Annotated in this window: 17 protein-coding genes; 12 read left to right on the top strand and 5 right to left on the bottom strand. The window is 68.3% G+C overall.

Translation table 11 applies throughout. The features are described from left to right. Positions 1-50: 50 nt before the first annotated feature. The 3 genes from purL to OM960_RS04160 form a co-directional block, all read right to left on the bottom strand. Positions 51-2,210, bottom strand: coding sequence for a phosphoribosylformylglycinamidine synthase subunit PurL (purL, locus tag OM960_RS04170; RefSeq protein WP_264771149.1), 2,160 nt, complete (start codon positions 2,208-2,210; stop codon positions 51-53). 80 nt (positions 2,211-2,290) lie between these two features. Beyond that, positions 2,291-2,860: a DUF6151 family protein gene (locus OM960_RS04165; RefSeq protein WP_263338746.1), complete on the bottom strand. Its 570-nt coding sequence runs from the start codon at positions 2,858-2,860 to the stop codon at positions 2,291-2,293. 241 nt (positions 2,861-3,101) lie between these two features. Beyond that, the gene (locus OM960_RS04160) at positions 3,102-4,007 is read right to left on the bottom strand and encodes a LysR family transcriptional regulator (RefSeq protein ID WP_263338743.1); all 906 of its coding nucleotides are present in this window, start codon (positions 4,005-4,007) and stop codon (positions 3,102-3,104) included. Between the two features lie 175 nt (positions 4,008-4,182). Here OM960_RS04160 and OM960_RS04155 point away from each other — a divergent pair, with 175 nt between their 5' ends. Further along, the gene (locus OM960_RS04155) at positions 4,183-7,584 is read left to right on the top strand and encodes an indolepyruvate ferredoxin oxidoreductase family protein (protein WP_264771148.1); all 3,402 of its coding nucleotides are present in this window, start codon (positions 4,183-4,185) and stop codon (positions 7,582-7,584) included. Positions 7,585-7,772: 188 nt separating this feature from the next. Beyond that, the gene (locus OM960_RS04150) at positions 7,773-8,585 is read left to right on the top strand and encodes a glutamate racemase (protein ID WP_264771147.1); all 813 of its coding nucleotides are present in this window, start codon (positions 7,773-7,775) and stop codon (positions 8,583-8,585) included. A gap of 77 nt (positions 8,586-8,662) precedes the next feature. On the opposite strand, the gene OM960_RS04145 is transcribed toward OM960_RS04150, so the two are convergent. Next, the gene (locus OM960_RS04145) at positions 8,663-9,388 is read right to left on the bottom strand and encodes an alpha/beta fold hydrolase (RefSeq protein ID WP_263338737.1); all 726 of its coding nucleotides are present in this window, start codon (positions 9,386-9,388) and stop codon (positions 8,663-8,665) included. A gap of 202 nt (positions 9,389-9,590) precedes the next feature. Here OM960_RS04145 and argC point away from each other — a divergent pair, with 202 nt between their 5' ends. From argC to OM960_RS04100, 9 genes are all read left to right on the top strand, one after another. Continuing rightward, a complete protein-coding gene (gene argC, locus OM960_RS04140) occupies positions 9,591-10,619 on the top strand; it encodes an N-acetyl-gamma-glutamyl-phosphate reductase (protein WP_264771146.1) in 1,029 nt (342 codons plus the stop codon). A 7-nt stretch (positions 10,620-10,626) separates the two neighbouring features. After that, positions 10,627-11,085 carry a cytochrome c maturation protein CcmE gene (gene ccmE / locus OM960_RS04135; protein WP_263338731.1) on the top strand — a complete coding sequence of 153 codons (459 nt, stop codon included), beginning with the start codon at positions 10,627-10,629 and terminating at the stop codon, positions 11,083-11,085. A gap of 42 nt (positions 11,086-11,127) precedes the next feature. Further along, complete coding sequence (locus OM960_RS04130; protein ID WP_263338728.1) at positions 11,128-11,739, top strand: holin-associated N-acetylmuramidase; 612 nt, start codon at positions 11,128-11,130, stop codon at positions 11,737-11,739. Then, positions 11,730-12,221, top strand: a complete 492-nt coding sequence (locus OM960_RS04125; RefSeq protein WP_264771145.1) for a holin family protein — start codon at positions 11,730-11,732, stop codon at positions 12,219-12,221. Before OM960_RS04130 ends, OM960_RS04125 begins: the two co-directional genes overlap by 10 nt. Positions 12,222-12,283: 62 nt before the next feature. Then, positions 12,284-15,058 (top strand): bifunctional [glutamate--ammonia ligase]-adenylyl-L-tyrosine phosphorylase/[glutamate--ammonia-ligase] adenylyltransferase, encoded by a 2,775-nt coding sequence (gene glnE, locus OM960_RS04120; RefSeq protein WP_264771144.1) that lies wholly within the window; start codon positions 12,284-12,286, stop codon positions 15,056-15,058. Between the two features lie 52 nt (positions 15,059-15,110). Continuing rightward, complete coding sequence (locus OM960_RS04115; protein WP_263338941.1) at positions 15,111-15,392, top strand: hypothetical protein; 282 nt, start codon at positions 15,111-15,113, stop codon at positions 15,390-15,392. Positions 15,393-15,552: 160 nt separating this feature from the next. Then, the gene (locus OM960_RS04110) at positions 15,553-16,365 is read left to right on the top strand and encodes a TIGR00282 family metallophosphoesterase (RefSeq protein ID WP_264771143.1); all 813 of its coding nucleotides are present in this window, start codon (positions 15,553-15,555) and stop codon (positions 16,363-16,365) included. Then, entirely contained in the window at positions 16,365-17,318 is a 954-nt protein-coding gene (locus OM960_RS04105; protein ID WP_263338721.1) for a DMT family transporter, read from the top strand. The genes OM960_RS04110 and OM960_RS04105 overlap by 1 nt, the downstream gene beginning before the upstream one ends. Then, entirely contained in the window at positions 17,319-19,097 is a 1,779-nt protein-coding gene (locus tag OM960_RS04100; protein WP_263338719.1) for an SLC13 family permease, read from the top strand. A gap of 242 nt (positions 19,098-19,339) precedes the next feature. On the opposite strand, the gene OM960_RS04095 is transcribed toward OM960_RS04100, so the two are convergent. Further along, complete coding sequence (locus OM960_RS04095) at positions 19,340-21,109, bottom strand: SLC13 family permease (RefSeq protein ID WP_264771142.1); 1,770 nt, start codon at positions 21,107-21,109, stop codon at positions 19,340-19,342. A gap of 137 nt (positions 21,110-21,246) precedes the next feature. Between OM960_RS04095 and OM960_RS04090 the strand changes: the two genes are divergently transcribed. Next, positions 21,247-21,990: a YebC/PmpR family DNA-binding transcriptional regulator gene (locus tag OM960_RS04090; protein WP_264771141.1), complete on the top strand. Its 744-nt coding sequence runs from the start codon at positions 21,247-21,249 to the stop codon at positions 21,988-21,990. The last annotated feature ends 22 nt before the right edge of the window (positions 21,991-22,012 follow it).

Genomic DNA, 22,012 nt, shown 5'->3' with positions numbered 1-22,012 from the left:
GGGACCCGCAAGATTGACCGGGTGTCGCAGGCCCGCCGCCGCTTCGCGGCTCAGGCCACCGCCGCCGCGAAGGCCGAGCGGTAGATCGAGGCGAGTTCCGCCAACGGCGCCTCGGCGGTGCCGAAACGCACGGTACGGCCGCCGAACCGGCCGACGGCCGCGGCCGGAACGCCGGCCGCGCGGGCCGCTTCGAGCAGCGCCTCGGCCTTGTCCGCCGCGACCGCCACGAGGTAGCGCGCCTGGTCCTCGCCGAAGAGCTGGCCGGTTTCGCCGCTGTCGAGCGCGACGCCGATCCCGGCCGCCTCGGCCATCTCGAAGGCCGCGAGCGCGAGCCCGCCGTCCGAGAGGTCGGTTGCGGCGCGGAAGCGCTTGCGGCTGGTGCGCAGGAACTCGCCGTTGCGCCGTTCGACGGCGAGGTCGACATGCGGCGCGTCGCCGTCCTCGCGGCCGAAGGCCTCGCAGAGGAGCGCCGATTGGCCGAGATGGCCCGCGGTCGCGCCGATCACCACGGCAATGTCGCCGTCCTGCGGCTGGCCCGCGATGAGGTCTTCGAGCGAGGCGACGAGCCCCACCGCGCCGATCGTCGGCGTGGGCAGGATGCCCTTGCCGTCGGTCTCGTTGTAGAGCGAGACGTTGCCCGAGACGATTGGCATGTCGAGCGCCGCGCAGGCCTCGCCGATGCCTTTGACGGCGCCGACGAACTGGCCCATGATCTCGGGCTTCTCCGGGTTGCCGAAGTTGAGGTTGTCGGTCGCGGCGAGCGGCAGGGCGCCCACCGCGGTAAGGTTGCGGTAGGCTTCGGCCACCGCTTGCCTGCCGCCCTCGACCGGGTTCGCCTTGACGTAGCGCGGGGTCACGTCGGAGGTGAAGGCCAGCGCCTTGTCGGTGCCGTGGACGCGCACCACGCCGGCGCCGAGGCCGGGGATGCGGACCGTGTCGGCCATGACCATCGTGTCGTACTGCTCCCAGACCCAGCCCTTGTGGGCGTAGTTCGGCGAGGAAATCAGCGCCTTCAGACCGGCGATGGCGTCGATCTGCGGCGCGTCGGCCAACGCGTCGCGCTTCGGCGTCTCGACCCAGGGCCGGTCGTATTCGGGCGCCGAGGAGGAGAGCTTCGACAAGGGCAGGTCGGCCTTCACCTCGTTGCCGTGCAGGATCAGGAAGCGGTCCTCGGGGATGGTCTCGCCGACGATGGCGAAGTCGAGGTCCCATTTTTCGAAGATCGCCCGCGCCTCGGCCTCCTTCTCGGGCTTCAGCACCATGAGCATCCGCTCCTGGGATTCGGAGAGCATCATCTCGTAGGCGGTCATGTTCACTTCGCGCTGCGGCACCTGGTCGAGCGTGAGCTTGATGCCGAGGCCGCCCTTGTCGCCCATCTCGACCGCCGAACAGGTGAGGCCCGCGGCGCCCATGTCCTGGATCGAGATGACCGAGCCCGACGCCATCAGCTCGAGGCAGGCTTCGAGAAGGCGTTTCTCGGTGAAGGGGTCGCCGACCTGTACGGTCGGGCGCTTCTCCTCGATCGTGTCGTCGAACTCGGCCGAGGCCATCGTCGCGCCGCCGACGCCGTCGCGCCCCGTCTTGGCGCCGAGATAGACGACCGGCATGCCGACGCCGGAAGCCGCGGAATAGAAGATCTTGTCGGCATCCGCGAGGCCCGCCGCGAAGGCGTTGACGAGGCAGTTGCCGTTGTAGGCGGGGTGGAAGCGGACCTCGCCGCCCACGTTCGGCACGCCGAAGCAGTTTCCGTAGGAGCCGATGCCCTCCACGACGCCTTTCACGAGATGCGCGGTCTTCGGATGCGAGGGCATGCCGAACGAGAGCGAATCCATCGCGGCGATGGGGCGCGCGCCCATCGTGAAGACGTCGCGCAGGATGCCGCCGACGCCGGTCGCGGCGCCCTGGTGCGGCTCGATGTAGGACGGGTGGTTGTGGCTCTCCATCTTGAAGATCACCGCCTGGCCGTCGCCGATATCGACGACGCCGGCGTTCTCGCCCGGACCGCAGATGACCTGGGGACCCTTGGTGGGCAGGGTGCGCAGCCATTTCTTCGAGGACTTGTAGGAGCAATGCTCGTTCCACATGGCCGAGAAGATGCCGAGCTCGGTGAAGGTCGGCTCGCGGCCGATGATCTCGAGGATGCGCTGATACTCGTCCGGTTTCAGGCCATGCGCGGCAATCAGGTCTTCGGTGATCTGAGGTTCCTGCATTTCATCCCCCGGAGCTGCACGATTGCCGCGTCTTTTAGGGGTGAAGGGCGGCAGAGAAAAGGGCGAAACCGCTTCTGCCGTCAGTGCGGGCGGGCGGCGTCGCGCTCGGCCTTGCTCAGGACGGTGGGGGGCGCGACGGGCGCTCCGGCCGCGTCGAAGAACGGATTGGTCCTGTAGCTGCCGGTGAGGCGGGCCAGCGCGGCGCGGCCGAGAACGCCGAGGACCGCGCGCGCAATGCCCCTGGCTTTCACCGGGGTGCGCGCGGCGGCAGTGTTCGCCCAGACCCGGACCGGGCCGAAGCGGTTCTCGTCCGGCTGCAGGACCGCGCCGACAAAGGGAAAGCCCGGACCGGAAAGGGTGTTGGCGATCGGCGTCCCGCAACAGTCGGCGTACCAGCGGAACAGGCCCTTCGGGCCGAGCCGCAGCAGCGCGACATGGGCCATGCCGTCGGGAAAGCCGAGATTGTGCGGTGCCGTCTGGAAAATCGCGGAGCCTCCGGCCGCGTCGAGCCAGTCGGTGCCGTGGCCGAGATGGCGGGCGAAGGTCTGGCAGTCGGCGCAATAGCATTTCACGAGGGTGCCGCGCGCCGCGCGCGCGATCGTCCAACGCGTGGCGCCGCAGTGGCATGACATATCGTAAGGGTCCGACATCGTGCGATCCGGGCGAAAGCGGGCTGATGGCGCCGAATTTACACGGTGAGGGATCCGCGAAAACAAAAAAAAGGCCGAGACAAGCTCGGCCCAAGTCCAACAGGGAGGTAGAAGACGATGAGAATTGCTTCAATCACCACCTTCTATTCCCACCTAGGACCTGGAGGCGGAGCGATCAAGGGAAAAGATGCCGTAGGGGAAGCATGGCGGCTATGCGTTGCCATCATGCCTCACTTCAACTTCAGATTGCCGCCCCGTCGGATTGCTGGCGGCGGTAGCTGATGATTTCTTCCAGCACGAAGTCGCGGAAGGCGGCGACCCTTTTCGACTGCCGCAATTCCTCGGGATAGGCGAGGAAGACCGGAACCTCGCTCGATTCCACCTCCGGCAGCACCCGGACGAGGTTGGGGAAGTCCTCGGTAAGGTAGTCGGGCAGGACGCCGATCCCGAGATTGCAGAGCACCGCCTGCAGCACGCCGTAATAGTTGTTCACGGCGAGCGTCGAGCGGATGTCGTTCGACAACAACCACTGGACCAGCGTCGCGCCGGCCGAGACCTGGGGGGCGGTGGGGCTCTGGCTGACCAGCCGGTGGCTCGCGAGATCCTCGACCTCGGTCGGCGTGCCGGCCGCGGCGAGGTAGTCCGGCGAGGCGTAGAGCCGCATCCTTATGTTCATCAGCCGCCGCCGGATCAGGTCGGCCTGCGAGGGCTCCTTCATGCGGATCGCGACGTCGGCCTCGCGCATCGGCAGGTCGAGGACGCGCTCCTCGAGCATCAGCTCGATCTTGAGGTCGGGATAGCGTTCATAGAGCTTGCCGAGCCGCGGCGCGAGCCAGAGCGTGCCGAACCCGGTCGTCGTGGTGACGCGAAGCTCGCCGAAGACCTCGTCCTCGCTGTCGCGGATCCGCGCAGCCGCCGTTTCCAGCCGCTTGTTCATCGACGAGGTGGCGTCGAACAGAAGCTCGCCCTGCTCGGTGAGAATCAGTCCCCGCGCGTGGCGGTGAAACAGGGTCGTGTTCAGGCTCTCCTCGAGCGCGCGGATCTGCCGGCTCACCGCCGACTGCGATAGGTGCAGCGCCTCGCCCGCATGGGTCAGGCTGCCGGCATCCGCCACCGCGTGAAATATTCTGAGCTTGTCCCAGTCCATACCGTATCTTTCTGTCGATTTCGGCCCCCGCTTTATGGCCGAATTGCGCTGGCCGCGAAAGCAAAACCCAAGGGAAAAGGGGATATAGTCGTCTGACCGGTCAGAAAAAAGAGGCTTTGTAGGTCAGTGTTTTTGACCTATAATGGAGCTGCGCTCGAACAGCGGGGAGGAGCAGATGTCGAAGCCGGAAATCACCCTCAATGACCGATACGACCTGGCAAAATCGCCGGTCCTCCTGAACGGAACGCAGGCGCTCGTCCGGCTCATGCTGATGCAGAAGGAGCGTGACCGGACGGCGGGACTGAACACGGCCGGCTATGTCTCGGGCTATCGCGGCTCGCCCCTTGGCGGGGTCGACCTCAACATGGCCAAGGCGAAGAAGCTGCTTCTGGCGAACGACATCCGGTTCGAGCCGGGCCTGAACGAGGATCTCGCCGCGACCGCGATCTGGGGCACCCAGCAGACCGAGCTTCGCGGCGAGGGCAAGTATGACGGAGTCTTCTCGCTCTGGTACGGCAAGGGGCCGGGGGTCGACCGCACCGGCGACGTAATGCGCCACGCCAACCTTGCCGGCACGTCGAAACATGGCGGCGTGCTGATGGCGATGGGCGACGACCACACCGCCGAAAGCTCGCTCACGCTGCACCAGTCCGACTGGGCGCTGGTCGATGTCTACATGCCGGTGGTGAGCCCGGCCGGCGTGCAGGAACTCCTCGACTTCGGCCTCTACGGCTGGGCGCTTTCCCGCTACGCCGGCGTCTGGGTCGGTCTCAAGACCATGAAGGACACCGCCGAGGCGACCGCCGTCGTCGATGGCGATCCGTTCCGCCTCTCTTTCGTCGAACCGGAGTTCCGGATGCCCGAAGGCGGGCTCAACATCCGGCTCGGCGACAATCCGGTCCAGCAGGAAATCCGGATGATCGACTACAAGCGCCACGCGGCCGAGGCCTTCGCCCGCGCCAACGGCATCGACCGCCGGGTCTGGGGCAAGCCGGGCGCCAAGATCGGCATCGTCTCGGCGGGCAAGAACTGGCTCGACCTGATGCACGCCTTCCAGATGCTCGGCATCGACGCCGCCGAGGCAGAGAAGCTCGGGATCACCACCTACAAGGTCGGCCAGACCTGGCCCTTGGACATGAAGGGCTTCCACGACTGGGCCGAGGGGCTCGACCTCGTCGTCGTGGTCGAGGAGAAGCGCAAGCTGATCGAGGTCCAGGTCAAGGAATCGATCTTCGACGACCGCCAGGGGCGCCGGGTCTATGGCTGGAAAAAGGGCAACTACGGCGAGGAGCTGTTCCCGACCCGCTACGCGCTCGACCCCGCGATGATCGCCGAGAAGCTCGGCCAGATCCTGATCGAGGAGGGCAGGGCGACCGACCACATGCGCGCGGCGCTCGAAGAGGTGGCGGCGGCGCGGCGCGCCGACAACGTGCCGGAACTGGCGCAGCGCACACCCTATTTCTGCTCGGGCTGCCCGCACAACACCTCGACCAAGGTGCCCGAGGGCTCGATCGCCTATTCCGGCATCGGCTGCCACTTCATGGCGGTCTGGATGGACCGCGACACGCTCTGGCCCACGCAGATGGGCGGCGAGGGCGTGAACTGGATCGGCCAGGCGCCGTTCTCGAAGACCGAGCATGTGTTCCAGAACCTCGGCGACGGCACCTACAACCATTCCGGCTCGCTCGCGATCCGCGCGGCGTTGGCCGCCAAGACCAACATCACCTACAAGATCCTCTTCAACGACGCCGTGGCGATGACCGGCGGCCAGCCGAACGAGGGCGAGCTTTCCGCCGACCGCATCGTCCGCGAGGTCCAGGCGATGGGCGTCGAGCACATCGCCTTCGTCTATGACGAGAAGGAGGACGTGGATCTTTCGAAACTTCCCAAGGGAATCGAGATCCACACCCGCGACGGGCTGCCCGAGGTGCAGGAGAAGTTCCGCAAGACCAAGGGCGTGTCGGTCATCGTCTATGTCCAGACCTGTGCGGCCGAGAAACGCCGGCGCCGGAAGCGCGGCACCTTCCCCGACGTCGACAAGCGCGTTTTCATCAACACCGACATCTGCGAGGGCTGCGGCGATTGCGGCATCCAGTCGAACTGCGTGTCGATCGTGCCGGTGGAGACGGAGCTTGGCCGCAAGCGCGCCATCGACCAGTCGTCGTGCAACAAGGACTTCTCCTGCCTCGACGGCTTCTGCCCCTCCTTCGTGACGCTGAAGGGCGCCGAGGTGAAGAAGGCCGCGGCCGCCGACTTTGCGCTGCCCGACCTGCCCGCGCCGGTGCTGCCTGCGATCAATGGCACCTACAACGTGCTGATCACCGGCGTCGGCGGCACCGGCGTGGTGACCATCGGCGCGGTGCTCGCGCAGGCCGCGCAGCTCGACGGCAAGGGCGCGGGCATGATGGAGATGGCCGGCCTCGCCCAGAAGGGCGGCGCGGTGAACATCCACCTACGCCTCGCCGAGAAACCCTCCGACATCAACGGGATCCGGGTCGCGGCCGGCGAGGCCGACTGCGTGATCGGCGGCGATCTCGTGGTTACCGGCGGCGCCAAGGTGCTCGGCCTGATGAAGACCGGCCGCACCGGCGCGGTGGTGAACGCGCACGAGATCATCACCGGCGCCTTCACCCGCAACCGCGACTTCCATCTGCCGACCGAGGGGCTGAAGCTCTCGATCGAGGCGCGGCTCCGCGACCGGGTGAGTTTCCTCGACGCGTCGGTACTCGCCAAGAAGCTGATGGGGGACTCGATCTACTCCAACATGCTGATCCTCGGCGCTGCGTGGCAAATGGGCCTCGTGCCGCTCTCTGCCGACGCGATCCGCCAGGCGATCGAGCTCAACGGTGCGGCCGTGAAGGGCAACCTGCGCGCCTTCGAGATCGGCCGCTGGGCCGCCGAACGCCCCGCCGAGACGGCGGAGTGGACCCAGGAGCCGGACGCGAAGCCGATGACGCTCGAGGAGCGGATCACCTTCCGCGCCGAGCATCTCGTCGCCTACCAGAGCGCCCGCTACGCCCGCCGTTACCGCAAGCTCGTCGATGCGGCGCCCGCCGACATGCGCGAGGCGGTGGCGCTCGGCTATCACAAGCTCCTGGCCTACAAGGACGAGTACGAGGTCGCGCGGCTCCATCTCGAAACCGCCGACAAAGCCCGTGCCGAGTTCGGCGGTGATTTCGAGATGACCTTCCACCTCGCCCCGCCGATCTTCTCGCGCGAGGGCAAGAACGGCCGACCTGCCAAGCGCGAATACGGGGCCGGCATGCTCCGGGCCTTCCGGATGCTCGCGAAGCTGAAAGGCCTGCGCGGCACGCCGCTCGACATCTTCGGCCGCTCGGCCGAGCGGCGGATGGAGCGGGCGCTGATCGCCGAGTACGAAAAGGACATGGCCGAAGTCCTTCCCAAGGTCCGGCCAGAGACGCTCGACGCGGCGATCGCGCTCGCCGAGCTGCCGCTGCAGGTCCGCGGCTTCGGCCCGGTGAAGGAGGCCGCGCAGCGCGCCGCCGCCAAACGGCGCGAGGAGCTGCTGGCGACGATCCGCGCCGGCGGGGCGCCGCTGATGGCCGCTGCCGAGTAATTCTTCCACCCCGCCACCGCGCGGCGGGGCGGCCTTGCTCGCCTTCCAAACTGGCGATGGATTTCCGTCGAACAGCGACGTATGAGTTACGGATAGGAAGGTCATGACCGCCTTTCGGCTATGGCCTTGAATTCACGAATAAACACCGCGCCACATGCTCACGCTGCGGCGCGGGGAGGGGGCAGGGCATGGCGGTAGGCATCTTCGATTCGGGTCTCGGCGGGCTCACGGTCCTCGACGCCGTCGCCGAGGCGCTGCCGGATGTGGCCTTCGTCTATTACGGCGACAACGCCCATACGCCCTACGGCGTGCGTGACGCCGAGGACATCTTCAACCTGACCTGCAAAGGCGTCGAGCGGCTCTGGGCCGAGGGCTGCGACCTCGTGATCCTTGCCTGCAACACCGCCTCGGCCGCCGCGCTGAAGCGGATGCAGGAGACCTGGGTGCCGAAGGACAAGCGCGTGCTCGGCGTCTTCGTCCCGATGATCGAGGCCCTGACCGAGCGGCAATGGGGCGACAACTCGCCGCCGCGCGAGGTCGAGGTGAAGCATGTGGCGCTCTTCGCCACGCCTGCGACGGTGGCCTCCCGCGCCTTCCAGCGCGAGTTGGCCTTCCGTGCCATCGGCGTCGATGTCGAGGCGCAGCCCTGCGGCGGCGTCGTGGACGCGATCGAGGAAGGCGACGAGATCCTCGCCGAGGCGCTGGTGCGCTCCCATGTCGAGGCGCTTCTGCGGCGGATGCCGAAGCCCGAGGCGGCGATCCTCGGCTGCACGCATTACCCGCTGATGGAGCCGGCCTTCCAGGCCGCGCTCGGGCCGGAGGTCAAGGTCTATTCGCAGGCCAAACTCGTCGCCGCGAGCCTCAAGGACTATCTCGACCGCCATCCCGATTTCCTCGGCTCCGGCACCGTGTCGAAGTTCCTCACGACCGGTAATCCCGTACGTGTTTCGAACAAGGCCACGCAGTTCCTGCGCAGGAAGATCAGCTTCGAGGCGGCCTGACGGGGATTTGTCTTGCGGATGACGCGCAGTTCGGATTCCGGGCGGGTGCTTCTAGGGAGCCTGTCCAATCGCGCCGATCAGCGCGGCTGAGCATCGAGAAAGGCACCGATCCGCCCCGGCAGCCGGGGATCTTTCCACGAGCCCATGTGATCGACGCCCGGAAAGATCTCGAGGTCGAAATCGGGCCGGGCGCGTGCGAGCCGTTCCAGATGAGGCCGCTCCACGTCGAGCTGGCCCGCAATCCCGGCCATCGGCAGGTCGAGCGCGGCGATCTGCGCCTCCGGCAGCCCAACCGTCGCCTCCACAGCGTCCACGAGCGCGGAAAGCGCGTCGAGGTCGTTCGCGGCGTCCTGCTCCGCACGTTCGCGCGCCCAGTCCATGTGGATCCGGTATTCATCGACGATCTCGGGGGGCGACCAGCCCGAGCCGATCAGATAGAGCGAGCGGATGATCTCCGGGTGGTCGACCGCGAGCGGCAGCGAGAGCTCCGCCCCCATGGAAAATCCGACGATATGCGCGCCGGATGGCGCCTCGGTGAGGATCAACTCCGCGACGTCCGTGACCAGCGTTCGGCCGTAGCGCGCCGGGTCACGAGGCTTGTCGCTGTCGCCGTGGCCCCGCATGTCCGGCGCGAGGAGCCGGTAGCGCCCGGCGAGCGCCGCGGCGACGCCGTTCTGCCACCACATCTCGGAGGACATGCTGAAGCCGTGCAGAAGGACGACCGGCGGACCGGCGCCCGCCACCCGGTACCGGATGAGGATGCCGTCGGATGCCGTGAAAGACTTCTGCGTGCGGCTTTCCATCGCATGGCCCTCCCGTAAAGAGAATCGGCCGAACGGCCATTCGGATCATAGCGTAAATCCAGGAGTGTCTCTTGGCGCGTCGCGACGGCGAGCCTGGCAGGAAGCCTCGATACGCCGGGCCCCGGCGCCGATCACGAAGAATCCGGTTGAAAGCCGCCCCTCACTCGGACATCAAGCACCCCGTACCCGACCGGAGGTCCCCATGACCCACAAGATCGCGATCCTCGGCGCGTCCGGCTATACCGGCGCCGAACTCGTGCGGATCATCGCCACCCATCCCGCGATGGAGATCGCGGCGCTCTCGGCCGACCGCAAGGCCGGGCAGGAGATGGCGAGCGTCTATCCGCAGCTACGCCACCTGAAGCTGCCCACGCTCTCGACCATAGAACAGATCGACTTTTCCAGGATCGACCTGTGCTTTGCGGCCCTTCCGCATGGTCTCAGCCAGGCGCTGGTGCGCGACCTGCCGGCGTCGGTCAAGGTCGTCGATCTCGGCGCCGATTTCCGTCTGCGCGATCCGGCGGCCTACGAGAAGTGGTACGGTGCCCCGCATGTGGCGACCGAATTGCAGAAAGAGGCCGTCTACGGCCTGACCGAGTTCTACCGGGACGAGATCCGCTCCGCGCGGCTCGTCGCGGGTACTGGCTGCAATGCGGCGACTGTGCAATTCGCGCTTCGGCCGCTGATCGAGGCCGGTCTCATCGACCTCGACGAGATCATCTGCGACCTGAAGAACGGTATCTCCGGGGCCGGGCGCAGCTTGAAGGAAAACATGCTCTTCACCGAGCGCCAGACCGATGTCCTCGGCTACAGCCAGGGCGGCAAGCACCGGCACCTGGGCGAGTTCGACCAGGAGTTCAGCGCCATCGCGGGGCGGAAGGTGGAGATCATATTCACCCCCCACCTCGTGCCGATGTCGCGCGGCATCCTCGCCTCCTGCTACGTCCGGGGCGAGGCCGAGGCGATCCATGCAGCCCTCGCCGCGCGCTATGCCGCCGAGCCGTTCCTCACCGTCCTGCCGTTCGGCCAGGCGCCGGGGACCGGGGCGGTGGCGGGCTCGAACTTCTGCCATATCGGCGTGATCGGCGACCGCAAGCCGGGCCGCGCGCTGGTCGTCGCGGCACTCGACAACCTCAACAAGGGCTCCTCGGGGCAGGCGGTGCAGAACGCCAACCTGATGCTCGGGCTCGACGAGACGGCGGGGCTGATGCTCGCGCCGGTCTTCCCGTGAGGCGGCCATGAAGGGATTGAAGAAACAGCGCCGGATCCAGATACTCGTTCTCGCCGCGGTGGCGATGGCGGCGAGCTTCGCGGCCTTCTACTACGCGGCACCCGACGCGCTGCAGTATTTCCGCTCGCCCTCCGAAGTGGCCGAGAAGGCACCCGCCCCGAACGAGACCTTCCGCATCGGCGGGCTGGTCGAGGAGGGCAGCCTCGTACGCGGCCAGGGTGCCGCGATCACCTTCAACGTCACCGACGGCGGCGCGGTCATCCCGGTCCGCTACGAGGGCGTGCTGCCCGACCTTTTCGGCGAGGGCGAGGGCGTAGTCGCGACCGGCAAGCTCGTCGACGGCACGTTCGAGGCAACCGAGATCCTCGCCAAGCATGACGAGACCTACATGCCGAAGGAAGTGATCGACGCCCTGAAGGATCAGGGCATGTATGTCGAACCGGACGCTGAGCCCGCGACGAATTAACCTTTTCGAACGAGCCTTTCCCCGGATTTGCGGGGAGAGGCCATGCGAAGCGTCACCGACATCGCCAGAGAGATCGTCGCCCGCGAGGGCGGCTATGTGAACGATCCCGACGATCCCGGCGGGGCGACGAAGTACGGGGTCACGATCCGCACGCTGAAGCGGCTCGGGATCGACCTGACGGGCGACGGGCGGGTCACCGAGGCCGACGTCCGGCGCCTCAGCCGCGACCGGGCGGTGGCGATCTTCGTCGAGCACTACTTTCGCCGTCCCCGCATCCACGACCTTCCGGAAGTGCTGCAGCCGCCGGTCTTCGACATGTATGTCAATGCCGGCGCCAGCGCGGTGAAGATCCTGCAGCGGCTCCTGACCGAGATGGGCCACGCGATGGCCGATGACGGGGTGATCGGGCCGCGCACCATCGCCGCCGCCCACCGTGCCGCCGAGGAGGCGCCGGACCTGATCGTCGACGCCTACGGTATCGCAAGGCGCAACCATTACTACGCGCTCGCCGACGCGCGGCCGGCGAGCCGCAAGTACGTCCGCCGCCGCAGTGGCGGCAAGGGCGGCTGGATCACCCGTGCCGAGGCATTCATCGCGCCCCGCTTCCACCTCAGCGAGGCCGAACATCGCGAAAGGACCGCGGCATGGGCGTGATCGGACGAATCCTCGGCGCGCCGGCCGCCGCCACGGCGATCGGCGAGGCGGCGACCTCGGTGGCGGAGGTTTTCACCCCGAATGCCACGAAGCGGATGGAAGCGGGGCAGGCGGCCTATCTCGCCGCGCTCGACGCATTCGGGACGGAGTTCCAGAGCGCCGGACCCGGCGCTTTCAACCGCTTCGTGAACGGGCTGAACCGGCTGCCACGGCCGCTGCTGGCACTCGGCACGATCGGCCTGTTCGTCCATGCGATGGTCGATCCGGAGGGCTTCGCGCGCCGCATGACCGGCCTTTCGACGGTTCCCGAGCCGCTCTGGTGGCTGTTTGCCGCCATCGTCGGCTTCTACTTCGGCGCGCGCGAGGCGCACTACCTACGCAACCGGCCCGCATCGGCGCCGCAAAGCCCCGCCGCGCGGCACGTTGCGCCGACCGCCCGCGACGCCAATCCCGCGCTCGACGAGTGGCGCCGGGGGCGCTGATCGGGGGGGCGGCGGGCGCGGGCGGTCGTTGACGCCGCTCGGCGGACTTGTAGTGTCGGGCCATGACATTCGCCGCACGCCTGACTCGCTGCCCCATTCCTTTCGAACCGGCCCGGATCGAGGAGCCGCGCGCGCGTTTCGCAGCACTCGCGCCCGAGCTCCGGGCGCTTCTCGAAGGGACCGCCGGCTGCAGCCCCTATCTCGCGGGGCTGATGGAGCGCCAGGCCGACTGGCTCGAATCGGCGCTCGCCGGATCGCCGGAGGCGGCGCTCGATGCCGAACTCGCGGGGCTCGTCGCGCTCGACAGCGAGGCGCTCGGCCCGGCGTTGCGCCATGCCAAGGCGCGGATCGCGCTGCTCGCCGGGCTCGCCGACCTCGGCGGCGTTTGGCCGCTCGAACAGGTCACCGGCGCGCTGACCCGACTGGCCGATGCTGCCGTCCACCACGCGCTCCGCGCGCTTGCCGCCGACGAGATCCGGCGCGGCAAGGTGCCGGGCGCGGTGCCCGGGGATGCCGATACCGCCTGCGGCATCGTCGCTCTGGCGATGGGCAAGGGCGGGGCTGGAGAGCTCAACTATTCCTCCGACATCGACCTCATCTGCCTCTTCGACGAGACCCGCTATGCCCCAGACGACGTGCAGGAGGCCCGCGCCGCCTTCATCCGCGTGGTGCGCAAGATGACGGCGATGCTGTCGGACCTCACCGCCGACGGCTATGTCTTCCGCACCGATCTTAGGCTCCGCCCCGACGCCTCGGTCACGCCGGTCTGCATCTCGATGGCCGCGGCCGAGCAGTATTACGAGGCGCAGGGCCGCACCTGGGAACGCGCCGCCTACATCAAGGCGCGGCCCTGCGGTGGTGATCTAGCGGCCGGGGCGCGGTTCCTTCAGACCCTCACCCCCTTCGTCTGGCGCCGCCATCTCGACTTCGCGGCGATCCAGGACGCCTACGACATGCGGCTGAGGATCCGCGAGCACAAGGGGCTGCACGGGCCGATCGTGCTCGAGGGGCACAACATGAAGCTCGGGATGGGTGGCATCCGCGAGATCGAGTTCTTCACCCAGACCCGCCAGATCATCGCCGGCGGGCGCGACCCGTCCTTACGCGCGAGCGACACCGTGGGCGGCCTCGCCGCGCTCGCCGCGAAGGGCTGGGTGCCCGAGGCCGACGCAGCGGAACTCACCGAACTCTACCGCGCCCATCGCGAGATCGAGCACCGGGTGCAGATGGTGGCCGATGCCCAGACCCACGACCTGCCGACGACGCCGGACGGGTTCGACCGCATCGCCCGGATGTGCGGCGAGGCCGATACCGAAACATTCCGCTCGGCCCTTCATGCAAGGCTGGAGCGGGTGGCCGAGCTGACCGAGGGCTTCTTCGCTCCCGGCGAGACGCGCAGCGGCCCCGAGATGAGCGCCGAGATGCGCGAGATCGTCGAGGGCTGGCGCTCCTATCCGGCGCTTCGTTCCGAGCGCGCGGTGGCGATCTTCAAGCGGGTCCAGCCCGAGATCCTGTCGCGGCTCGACCGCGCCGCGAACCCGTCCGAGGCGCTGCGCCAGTTCGACGGCTTTCTGGCCGGGCTGCCCGCCGGGGTGCAGCTTTTCTCGCTTTTCGAGGCCAATCCGCAGCTTATCGACCTGATTGTAGACATATGCACAACGGCGCCGGGGCTCGCAAGCTATCTGTCGCGCAACGCGGCGGTACTCGATGCGGTGATCGGCGGGGATTTCTTCGCGCCCTGGCCGGGCACGGCCGCGCTGGTGGAGGTGCTTTCCAAACGGCTGGATGAGCGGGCGGATTACGAGGCGCGGCTGACCTCGGCGCGGATCTGGGCGCGGGAATGGCATTTCCGGATCGGCGTCCACCACCTGCGCGGGCTGATCGATGCGGGCCAGGCGGGGCGCGAATACGCCGACCTCGCCGGGGCGGTCCTCGCCGCGCTCTGGCCGGTCGTGGTCGCGGAGTTCGCCCGCAAGCACGGACAGCCGCCGGGGCGCGGCGCGGTGGTGCTCGGCATGGGCTCGCTCGGGGCGGAGCGGCTGAACGCGCAATCCGATCTCGACCTGATCGTGATCTACGACGCGGACGGGGTGGACGCCTCGGACGGGCCGCGTCCGCTTGCTGCCAGGGCTTACTACTCGCGGCTCACGCAGGCGCTGGTGACCGCGCTCTCGGCGCCGATGGCGGACGGGCGGCTCTACGAGGTCGACATGCGACTCCGCCCGTCGGGCCGACAGGGGCCGGTCGCGACCGCGATCCAGTCGTTCCGTTCCTACCAGATGGAGGAGGCCTGGACCTGGGAGCATCTGGCGCTGACGCGGGCGCGGCCCGTGGCGGGCGATTTCGCCCTCGCCGCCGAGGTCGAGGAGGCGCGGATGGCGGTCCTCGCCGCGAAGGGCGGGGCGGATCGGGTGCTGCCCGACGTCGCCGAGATGCGCGATCGGATCTTCGCGGCCAAGGCGCCCGACGGCGCTTGGGAGGCGAAGATCGGCCCCGGCCGGCTGCAGGACATCGAGCTCCTCGCGCAAGTCGGCGCACTGAGGTCCGCTGCACCCGCGCGGCGGGTCGAGGCCCAGCTTCGCGCCGGGCTCAAGGCCGGCTATCTCACGCGCGAGGACGAAGCCGCGTTGCAGGAAGCCTACCGGTTCTTCTGGCGGCTCCAGTCCGGGGCGCGGCTTCTGACCGAGCAGCCGCTCGACATGACGGCGATCGGCGCGGGCGGGCAGGCGTTCCTACTGCGTGAGACCGGAGCGTCGAATCTCGACGGGATGGCGTCGCAGATGGAAGGCCACAAGGATCGCGTCGCGGCCATTATCGCGCGCGTTCTTGCGGCATGATCCCATGCCGCCGGGCCGAACGGCGGGATAAGCGGGTATGGCGAGGAAGATCATGGAGATGTCTCGGGCGGACCCGAAAGGGTTGATCCGCGAAAGCTATGCGATCGAGGGGATCACGGCGCCGGAATGCCGGTCGATCTTCCTCGACTGGGCGCTGAGCATCGCGATGGACACCGACCAGCCCGAGGCGCTCCGGGCGCTCCTGTCGCACTACGGCCTCGACCGGCCAGACCACCCGATGACGGCGGTGCTGACGGCGGGGCTGACCGCCCCGGCCAAGCCGGCGCGGCGCGGCGGTCGCATGGGGCGCGTCGAACCGGGCGAACGTCGCTGAGGCGATACGCGAGCCGCGCCAATCCGCTGATAAGGCAGCTCCGGCGGGATGCCTCATTTCGCGCCGGTTCGGGTGTCCTGCACGCCCCGCGCGGCGCTTTCCGAGCCGGCGTAGCGTCGCCGCGCTTGCCCTCGCGCCTGCCGGGCCTTAGGCAGGGCGCATGAGGCTGATGTTTCTGGGCGATGTGGTGGGGCGGTCGGGGCGTGCGGGGATCACCGCGCGCCTGCCGGGTTTGCGTGCCGAATGGGGGCTCGATTTCGTCGTGGTGAACGGCGAGAACGCGACCTCCGGGGCGGGGCTGTCGGCCGATCACGCCAAGGCGCTGCTCGCTGCCGGGGCCGATTGCGTGACGCTCGGCGATCATGCCTTCGACCAGAAGGACATGCTGTCCTACATCGAGACCGAGCCGCGGATCCTCAGGCCCCTCAACTACGCCAAGACCGCGCCCGGCAAGGGCGCGCGGGTGTTCGAGGCGAAGGGCGGGCGCAAGGTGCTGGTGGCGCAGGTTCTCGGCCAGGTCTTCATGAAGCGGCCCTTCGACGATCCGTTCTCGGCCATCGATGCGGTCCTGCGCGCTCATCCGCTCGGGGGGGCTGTCCAGGCCGCCGTCGTCGAGATTCACTGCGAGGCGACGAGCGAGAAGATGGGCATGGGCCACTGGTGCGACGGCCGGGCGAGCCTCGTCGTCGGCGCCCATACCCATGTGCCGACCGCGGATGCGCAGATCCTGCCCGGCGGCACCGGCTTCCAGTCCGATGCGGGGATGTGCGGCGACTACAACTCGGTCATCGGCATGGACAAGCTCGAACCGATGCGCCGCTTCGTGACCGGCATGCCGAAGGAGCGCTTCACGCCCGCGAACGGCGAGGCGACGCTCTGCGGCACCTATGTGGAGACCGACGACCGCACCGGGAAGGCCACCAAGATCCGCATGATCCGCGTCGGCGGCGGGCTCGAGGGGGCGCGGCCCTGATGGATGCGCGCCGGCTCTTTCTCGCGCTCTTCGTGATCGGGGGAAGCTGGGGGCTGACCGCGCCGCTGTCGAAGATCGTCGTGATGGGCGGGTACCGCCATTTCGGCATCATCTTCTGGCAGCTCGTCATTGGCTCGGCGCTGCTCGGGCTCTGGCTCGTGCTTGCAAGGCGGCGGCTGCCGCTGACGCGGCCCGCGCTCTCGCGCTACGTCTTCATAGCACTTTTCGGGACGATCCTGCCGAACGCCGCCTTCTACACCGCGCAGGAGGGGCTGCCGGCCGGTCTCGTCGCGGTGTTCATCGCGCTGGTGCCGATGTTCGCGCTGCCGATGGCCTTCGGCCTCGGTCTCGAACGGCCCGAGCCGGTGCGCTTCCTCGGCATCCTCGCCGGGCTCGCCGGCATCCTGATGATCGTGCTGCCGGAGGCGAGCCTTCCCGACCGCGCGGCGCTCGTCTTCGTGCCCTTCGCGCTTGCCGCGGCGGCGCTCTACGCGGTCGAGGCGGCGGGGCTCGGCCGGATGGGTACGGCCGGGCTGGACCCCGTCCAGCTTCTCACCGGCGCCTCGCTCGTCGGCGTGGTCCTCGTCTTTCCGGCGGTGGTGGCGAGCGGCAGCTGGATCACGCCCGCGCTGCCGCTGACCGACGCCGACGCGGCGCTCGTCGTCACTGCGGCGATCCATGCGCTGGCCTATGCCGGCTATGTCTGGGTCGTCGGGCACGGCGGCGCGGTCTTCGCGGCACAGGTCGCCTATATCGTGACCGGCACCGGCGTCCTCTGGTCGATGCTGATCCTCGGCGAACGCTACTCGCTCTGGGTCTGGGCGGCACTGGCGCTGGTCTTCGCGGGGCTCTTCCTCGTCCAGCCGCGCCCGTCCCGCCGCGAGGAACTGGGCCCGTTCGTGCTGCCCGCAACCGAACCGTCCATCGTTTTCCACGAACAGCAGGACCGCTGAATGATCGACCTTCCCCTCTCGCAGAACGGCGAAGCAGTCTTGGCGCTGCTGATCGTGCTCGGCATGTTCGTGATGTTTGTGCGCGAGCGCTACCCCGTCGAGGTCGTCGCGATAGGCGGCGCGGCGCTCTGTCTCGTCTTCGGCCTTCTGCCCTACGAGGCCGGGTTGAACGCGCTGACCAATCCCGCGCCCTGGACGATCACCGCGATGTTCCTAATCATGGGGGCGCTCGTCCGGACCGGCACGCTCGAATGGCTGACCCAGACGGCCGAGGCCAATGCCGACCACCGCCCGACGGTGACGCTGATCATCCTCTTCGGCTTCGTGGCGATCGCCTCGGCCTTCCTCAACAACACGCCCGTCGTCGTGGTGATGATCCCGGTTATGGTCTCGATCGCGCGCAAGCTCAACGTCTCGGCCTCGAAACTGCTGATCCCGCTGTCCTATGCGGCGATCCTCGGCGGCACGCTGACGCTGATCGGCACCTCGACGAACCTGCTCGTCGACGGCGTTGCGCGCAAGAGCGGGATGGAGCCCTTCACGATCTTCGAGATCACGCCCCTCGGCGCGATCCAGGTCCTCATCGGCATGGTCTACATCGCCACGATCGGCCGCCGGATCCTGCCCGACCGGCAGTCGATGGGGGGGATGCTGTCGGACCGGCGCAAGCTCAAGTTCTTCACCGAGGTGGCGCTGCCCGAGGATTCGAACCTTATCGGCCAGTCGGTGCTCTCGGTCGATCTCTTCAAGCGCGCGGGCGTCCGGGTGATCGACGTTCTGCGCGGCGACGCGTCGCTGCGCCGCGACCTCGCGCCGGTGGTGCTGCAGGCCGGCGACCGCGTGGTGCTCCGGACCGAGATGGCCGAGCTGCTCGGGATGCAGGAAAGCAAGGAGATCCGCCTCGTCGACAAGCTCTCCTCGGTGCAGACCGAGACGGTCGAGGTGCTGATATCGCCGGGCTGCCGGATGATCGGCCGCTCGCTGGGCGAGTTGCGCCTGCGCCGGCGCTACGGCGTCTACACGCTCGCCGTGCACCGGCGGAACCAGAACATCGGCCGTCAGCTCGACGACCTTGTCGTCGTGGTGGGCGACACGCTCCTGCTCGAAGGCGCGCCTGAGGATATTCAGCGGCTCGCGGCCGACATGGACCTCGTCGATGTCTCGAAGCCGACGGTCAAGGCCTACCGCCGCAAGATGGCACCGGTGGCCTTCGCGGTCCTGGCCGGGATCGTCGCGCTCTCGGGGCTCGGCGTGGCGCCGATCCTGGCGCTGTCGTTCGTCGGTGTCGCGGTCGTGCTCCTCACCCGCTGCATCGACGCGGACGAGGCATTCTCGTTCATCGAGGGGCGGCTTCTCGCGCTCATCTTTGCGATGCTGGCGGTCGGTGCGGCGCTCGACGAGACCGGCGCGGCGCGGCTTCTCGTCGGCTGGATCAGCCCCGCGCTGAGCGACCTGCCGCCGCAACTCGTGGTGCTGGCGGTCTACCTGCTCGCCATGTTCCTGACCGAGATCGTGTCGAACAACGCCGTCGGCGTGATCTTCACGCCGGTGGCGATCGAACTTGGCCATTCGCTCGGGCTCGATCCGAGGGGGCTTGTCGTCGCGATCATGTTCGCAGCCTCGGCGGCGTTCTCGACGCCGATCGGCTACCAGACCAACATGCTGGTCTACGGGCCCGGGGGGTATCGATTTACCGACTATCTCAAGGTCGGGATCCCCCTGAACCTGACGCTCGCCATCACCGCGAGCGTGATGATCCCGATCCTCTGGCCGCTCTGACGGCAATCTGGCGGAGACGCCTTCGGCGTCACGCCTATCGTGACGCCACGCTTGCGCGCGGCGTTGGGGAGGGGGCTGTCTGCCCCCTCTTGCTGCTGGCGCAGCAATTCACCCCCGAGAGTATTTGACGACAGAAAGTGGCAGGGGCGCCTTGCGGTTGGACTCGTCGATGGTGGCGTGAGCCTTCGCTCTCTGCGCGACGGCGAGGGATCTCGTCGCGCCGGAACGGCGCGGTTGCCGGATCAGAGCGGCCAGACCAGAAGGATCGAAGGCAGGGCCACCGCGATGACGAGGATTTCCAGCGGCAGGCCCATCCGCCAGTAATCGCCGAACTCGTAGCCGCCGGGGCCGAGGATCAGCATGTTGTTCTTGTGCCCGATCGGCGTGAGGAAGGCCGAGGAGGCGGCGACCGCGACCGCCATCAGGAACGGGTCCGGCGAGGCGCCGAGCGCGTTCGCCATGGCGATGCCGACCGGCGCCGCGACGATCGCGGTCGCGGTGTTGTTGAGCACGTCCGACAGCGTCATCGTCACCACCATCAGCACCAGAAGCGCGACCCAGGCCGGCGCGTCTGCCGTCAGCGCGATGAGGCCTCTTGCGATGAGTTCCGTGCCGCCCGAGCTCTCGAGCGCGGCCCCGAGCGGGATCATCGAGCCGAGGAGCACGATCACCGGCCATTCGATATGGTCGTAGATCTCGGCAAGCGGCAGCACGCGGGTCGCCACGTAGCCGACCACCACCGCGCCGAGCGCGACGGGCAGGTCGACGAGCCCGATGCTCGCCGCGAGCACCGCCGCCGCGAAGATCGCGATCGCGGGCCAGGTATGGTCTTGCTTCGTCAGCGCGAGCCCGCGCTCGGCGAGCGGCAGGCAGCCGAGCCAGTTGACGACCTCGTCTGCGGTCTCGGATGGCGCGAGCAGGAGCAGGATGTCGCCCGCGCGGATCTTTGCCTTGCCGAGCGGCCCCTTGATGCGGTGGCCGCGGCGCGAGATGCCCATGAGCGCCGTACGGTGGCGCCAGATCAGCCCGACTGCCTCCACGGTCTTGCCGCGGATCCGCGCATCGGTCCGCACCACCGCCTCGACCATCGTGAAGCCGGCCTTCTCGGCCTCGAGATAGTGCTTGCGGCGGTGGTCGGCGAAATCGAGCTTGAGGGCGGCGCGGAATTCGTCGAGCGGCTCGGCCTCGGCCTCGACGAGGATCACGTCACCGCCGGCGAGGGTCTCGCTCCGGGCCGCGCCGTAGCGGCGCTTGTCGCCGCGGATGAGCGCCATGAGCGCGACACCGGCCTTGTCGGCCTCGTCATAGAGATCGCCCATGGTGTTGCCGACGAGCCTGGAGTCTTCCGGCACGATCAGTTCGGCGACGTAGGCCGCGGTGTCGCGCGCCGCGCCCTCGTCCTCGCGCTTCGGGATGAGCCGCCAGCCGACGAGCGCCACGAAGAGGAGGCCCGCGAGCGCCACGACGCCGCCCACTGGAGCGAAGTCGAACATCCGGAAGCTTTCGCCCAGCGCATCCTCGCGGATCGTGGCGATGATGATGTTGGGTGGTGTGCCGATCAGCGTCACCATACCACCGAGGATCGTCGCGAAGGAGAGCGGCATCAGCGACAGGCCCGGCGCGCGGCCGGCCTTGCGGGCGCTCGCCACGTCGACCGGCATGAGGAGCGCGAGTGCTGCCACGTTGTTCATGAAGGCGGAGAGGATGCCGCCCACCGCGCCCATCATCGCGATATGGGCGCCGATCCCGCGTCCGGTGTCGACGAAGGTGCGGGTGATCAGCATCACGACGCCCGCGCGCGTGAGCCCGGCCGACACGACGAGGACCAGGGCCACCACGAGCGTCGCGGGATGGCCGAAGCCGGCGAAGGCGGTCTTGGCCGGCACCACGCCGGCGAGAACGCCCGCGATGAGCGCGGTGAAGGCCACGAGGTCGTAGCGCCAGCGCCCCGAGATCAGCGCCGCGAAGACCAGGCCGAAGAGCGTGAAGAGGATGATCTGGTCCTGGGTCATGGCGCGCTCCGGCTATGCCGCCCCACTGAAACCGCCCGCGAAGGCGGATGCAAGCGCCGGATGCCGGCTCGGGCTTGCGGGCAGGCGGGGCGCTGACATATAGAGGCGCGAAACCCGAAGGATCGACGGAGAAGGTCATGGCCGGCCATTCAAAATGGGCCAATATCCAGCACCGCAAGGGGCGGCAGGATGCGGCGCGTTCGAAACTGTTCTCGAAGCTGGCGAAGGAGATCACCGTCGCCGCAAAGATGGGCGACCCCGACCCCGAGAAGAACCCGCGCCTGCGGCTTGCCGTGAAGGCGGCCAAGGCGGTGTCCTGCCCCAAGGACGTGATCGACCGCGCGATCAAGAAGTCGATGGGCGGCGACGCCGAGGATTACACCGAGATCCGCTACGAGGGCTACGGCCCGAACGGCATCGCGGTGATCGTTGAGGCGATGACCGACAACCTCAACCGCACCGCGTCGAACGTGCGCAGCTACTTCACCAAGCATGGCGGCAACCTCGGCACCACCGGCTCGGTCAGCTTCATGTTCGACCGGGTGGGCGAGATCATGTATCCGCTGAGTGCCGGTGACGCCGATACGGTGATGGAGGCGGCGATCGAGGCCGGTGCCGACGATGTCGAGACCGACGAGGACGGCCACTGGATCTATTGCGCCGATACCGAACTGTCGGCGGTCTCGGACGCGCTCGAGGCGGCGCTCGGCGAGAGCGAGGAAGCCAAGCTCATCTGGAAGCCGCAGAACCGCACCGATGTCGATCTCGAGACGGCGCAGAAGCTGATGAAGCTGATCGACACGCTCGAGGACGATGACGACGTCCAGAACGTCACGGCGAATTTCGACATTCCCGAAGAGGTCGCCAAGCAGCTCGCCTGAGCCCTTGGGCTTGACCGATCGG

It is taken from the genome of Defluviimonas salinarum (genome assembly GCF_026013545.1).
In the GTDB taxonomy this organism is placed as follows: domain Bacteria; phylum Pseudomonadota; class Alphaproteobacteria; order Rhodobacterales; family Rhodobacteraceae; genus Albidovulum; species Albidovulum salinarum.
This window is presented reverse-complemented; position numbering and strand designations above follow the sequence as displayed.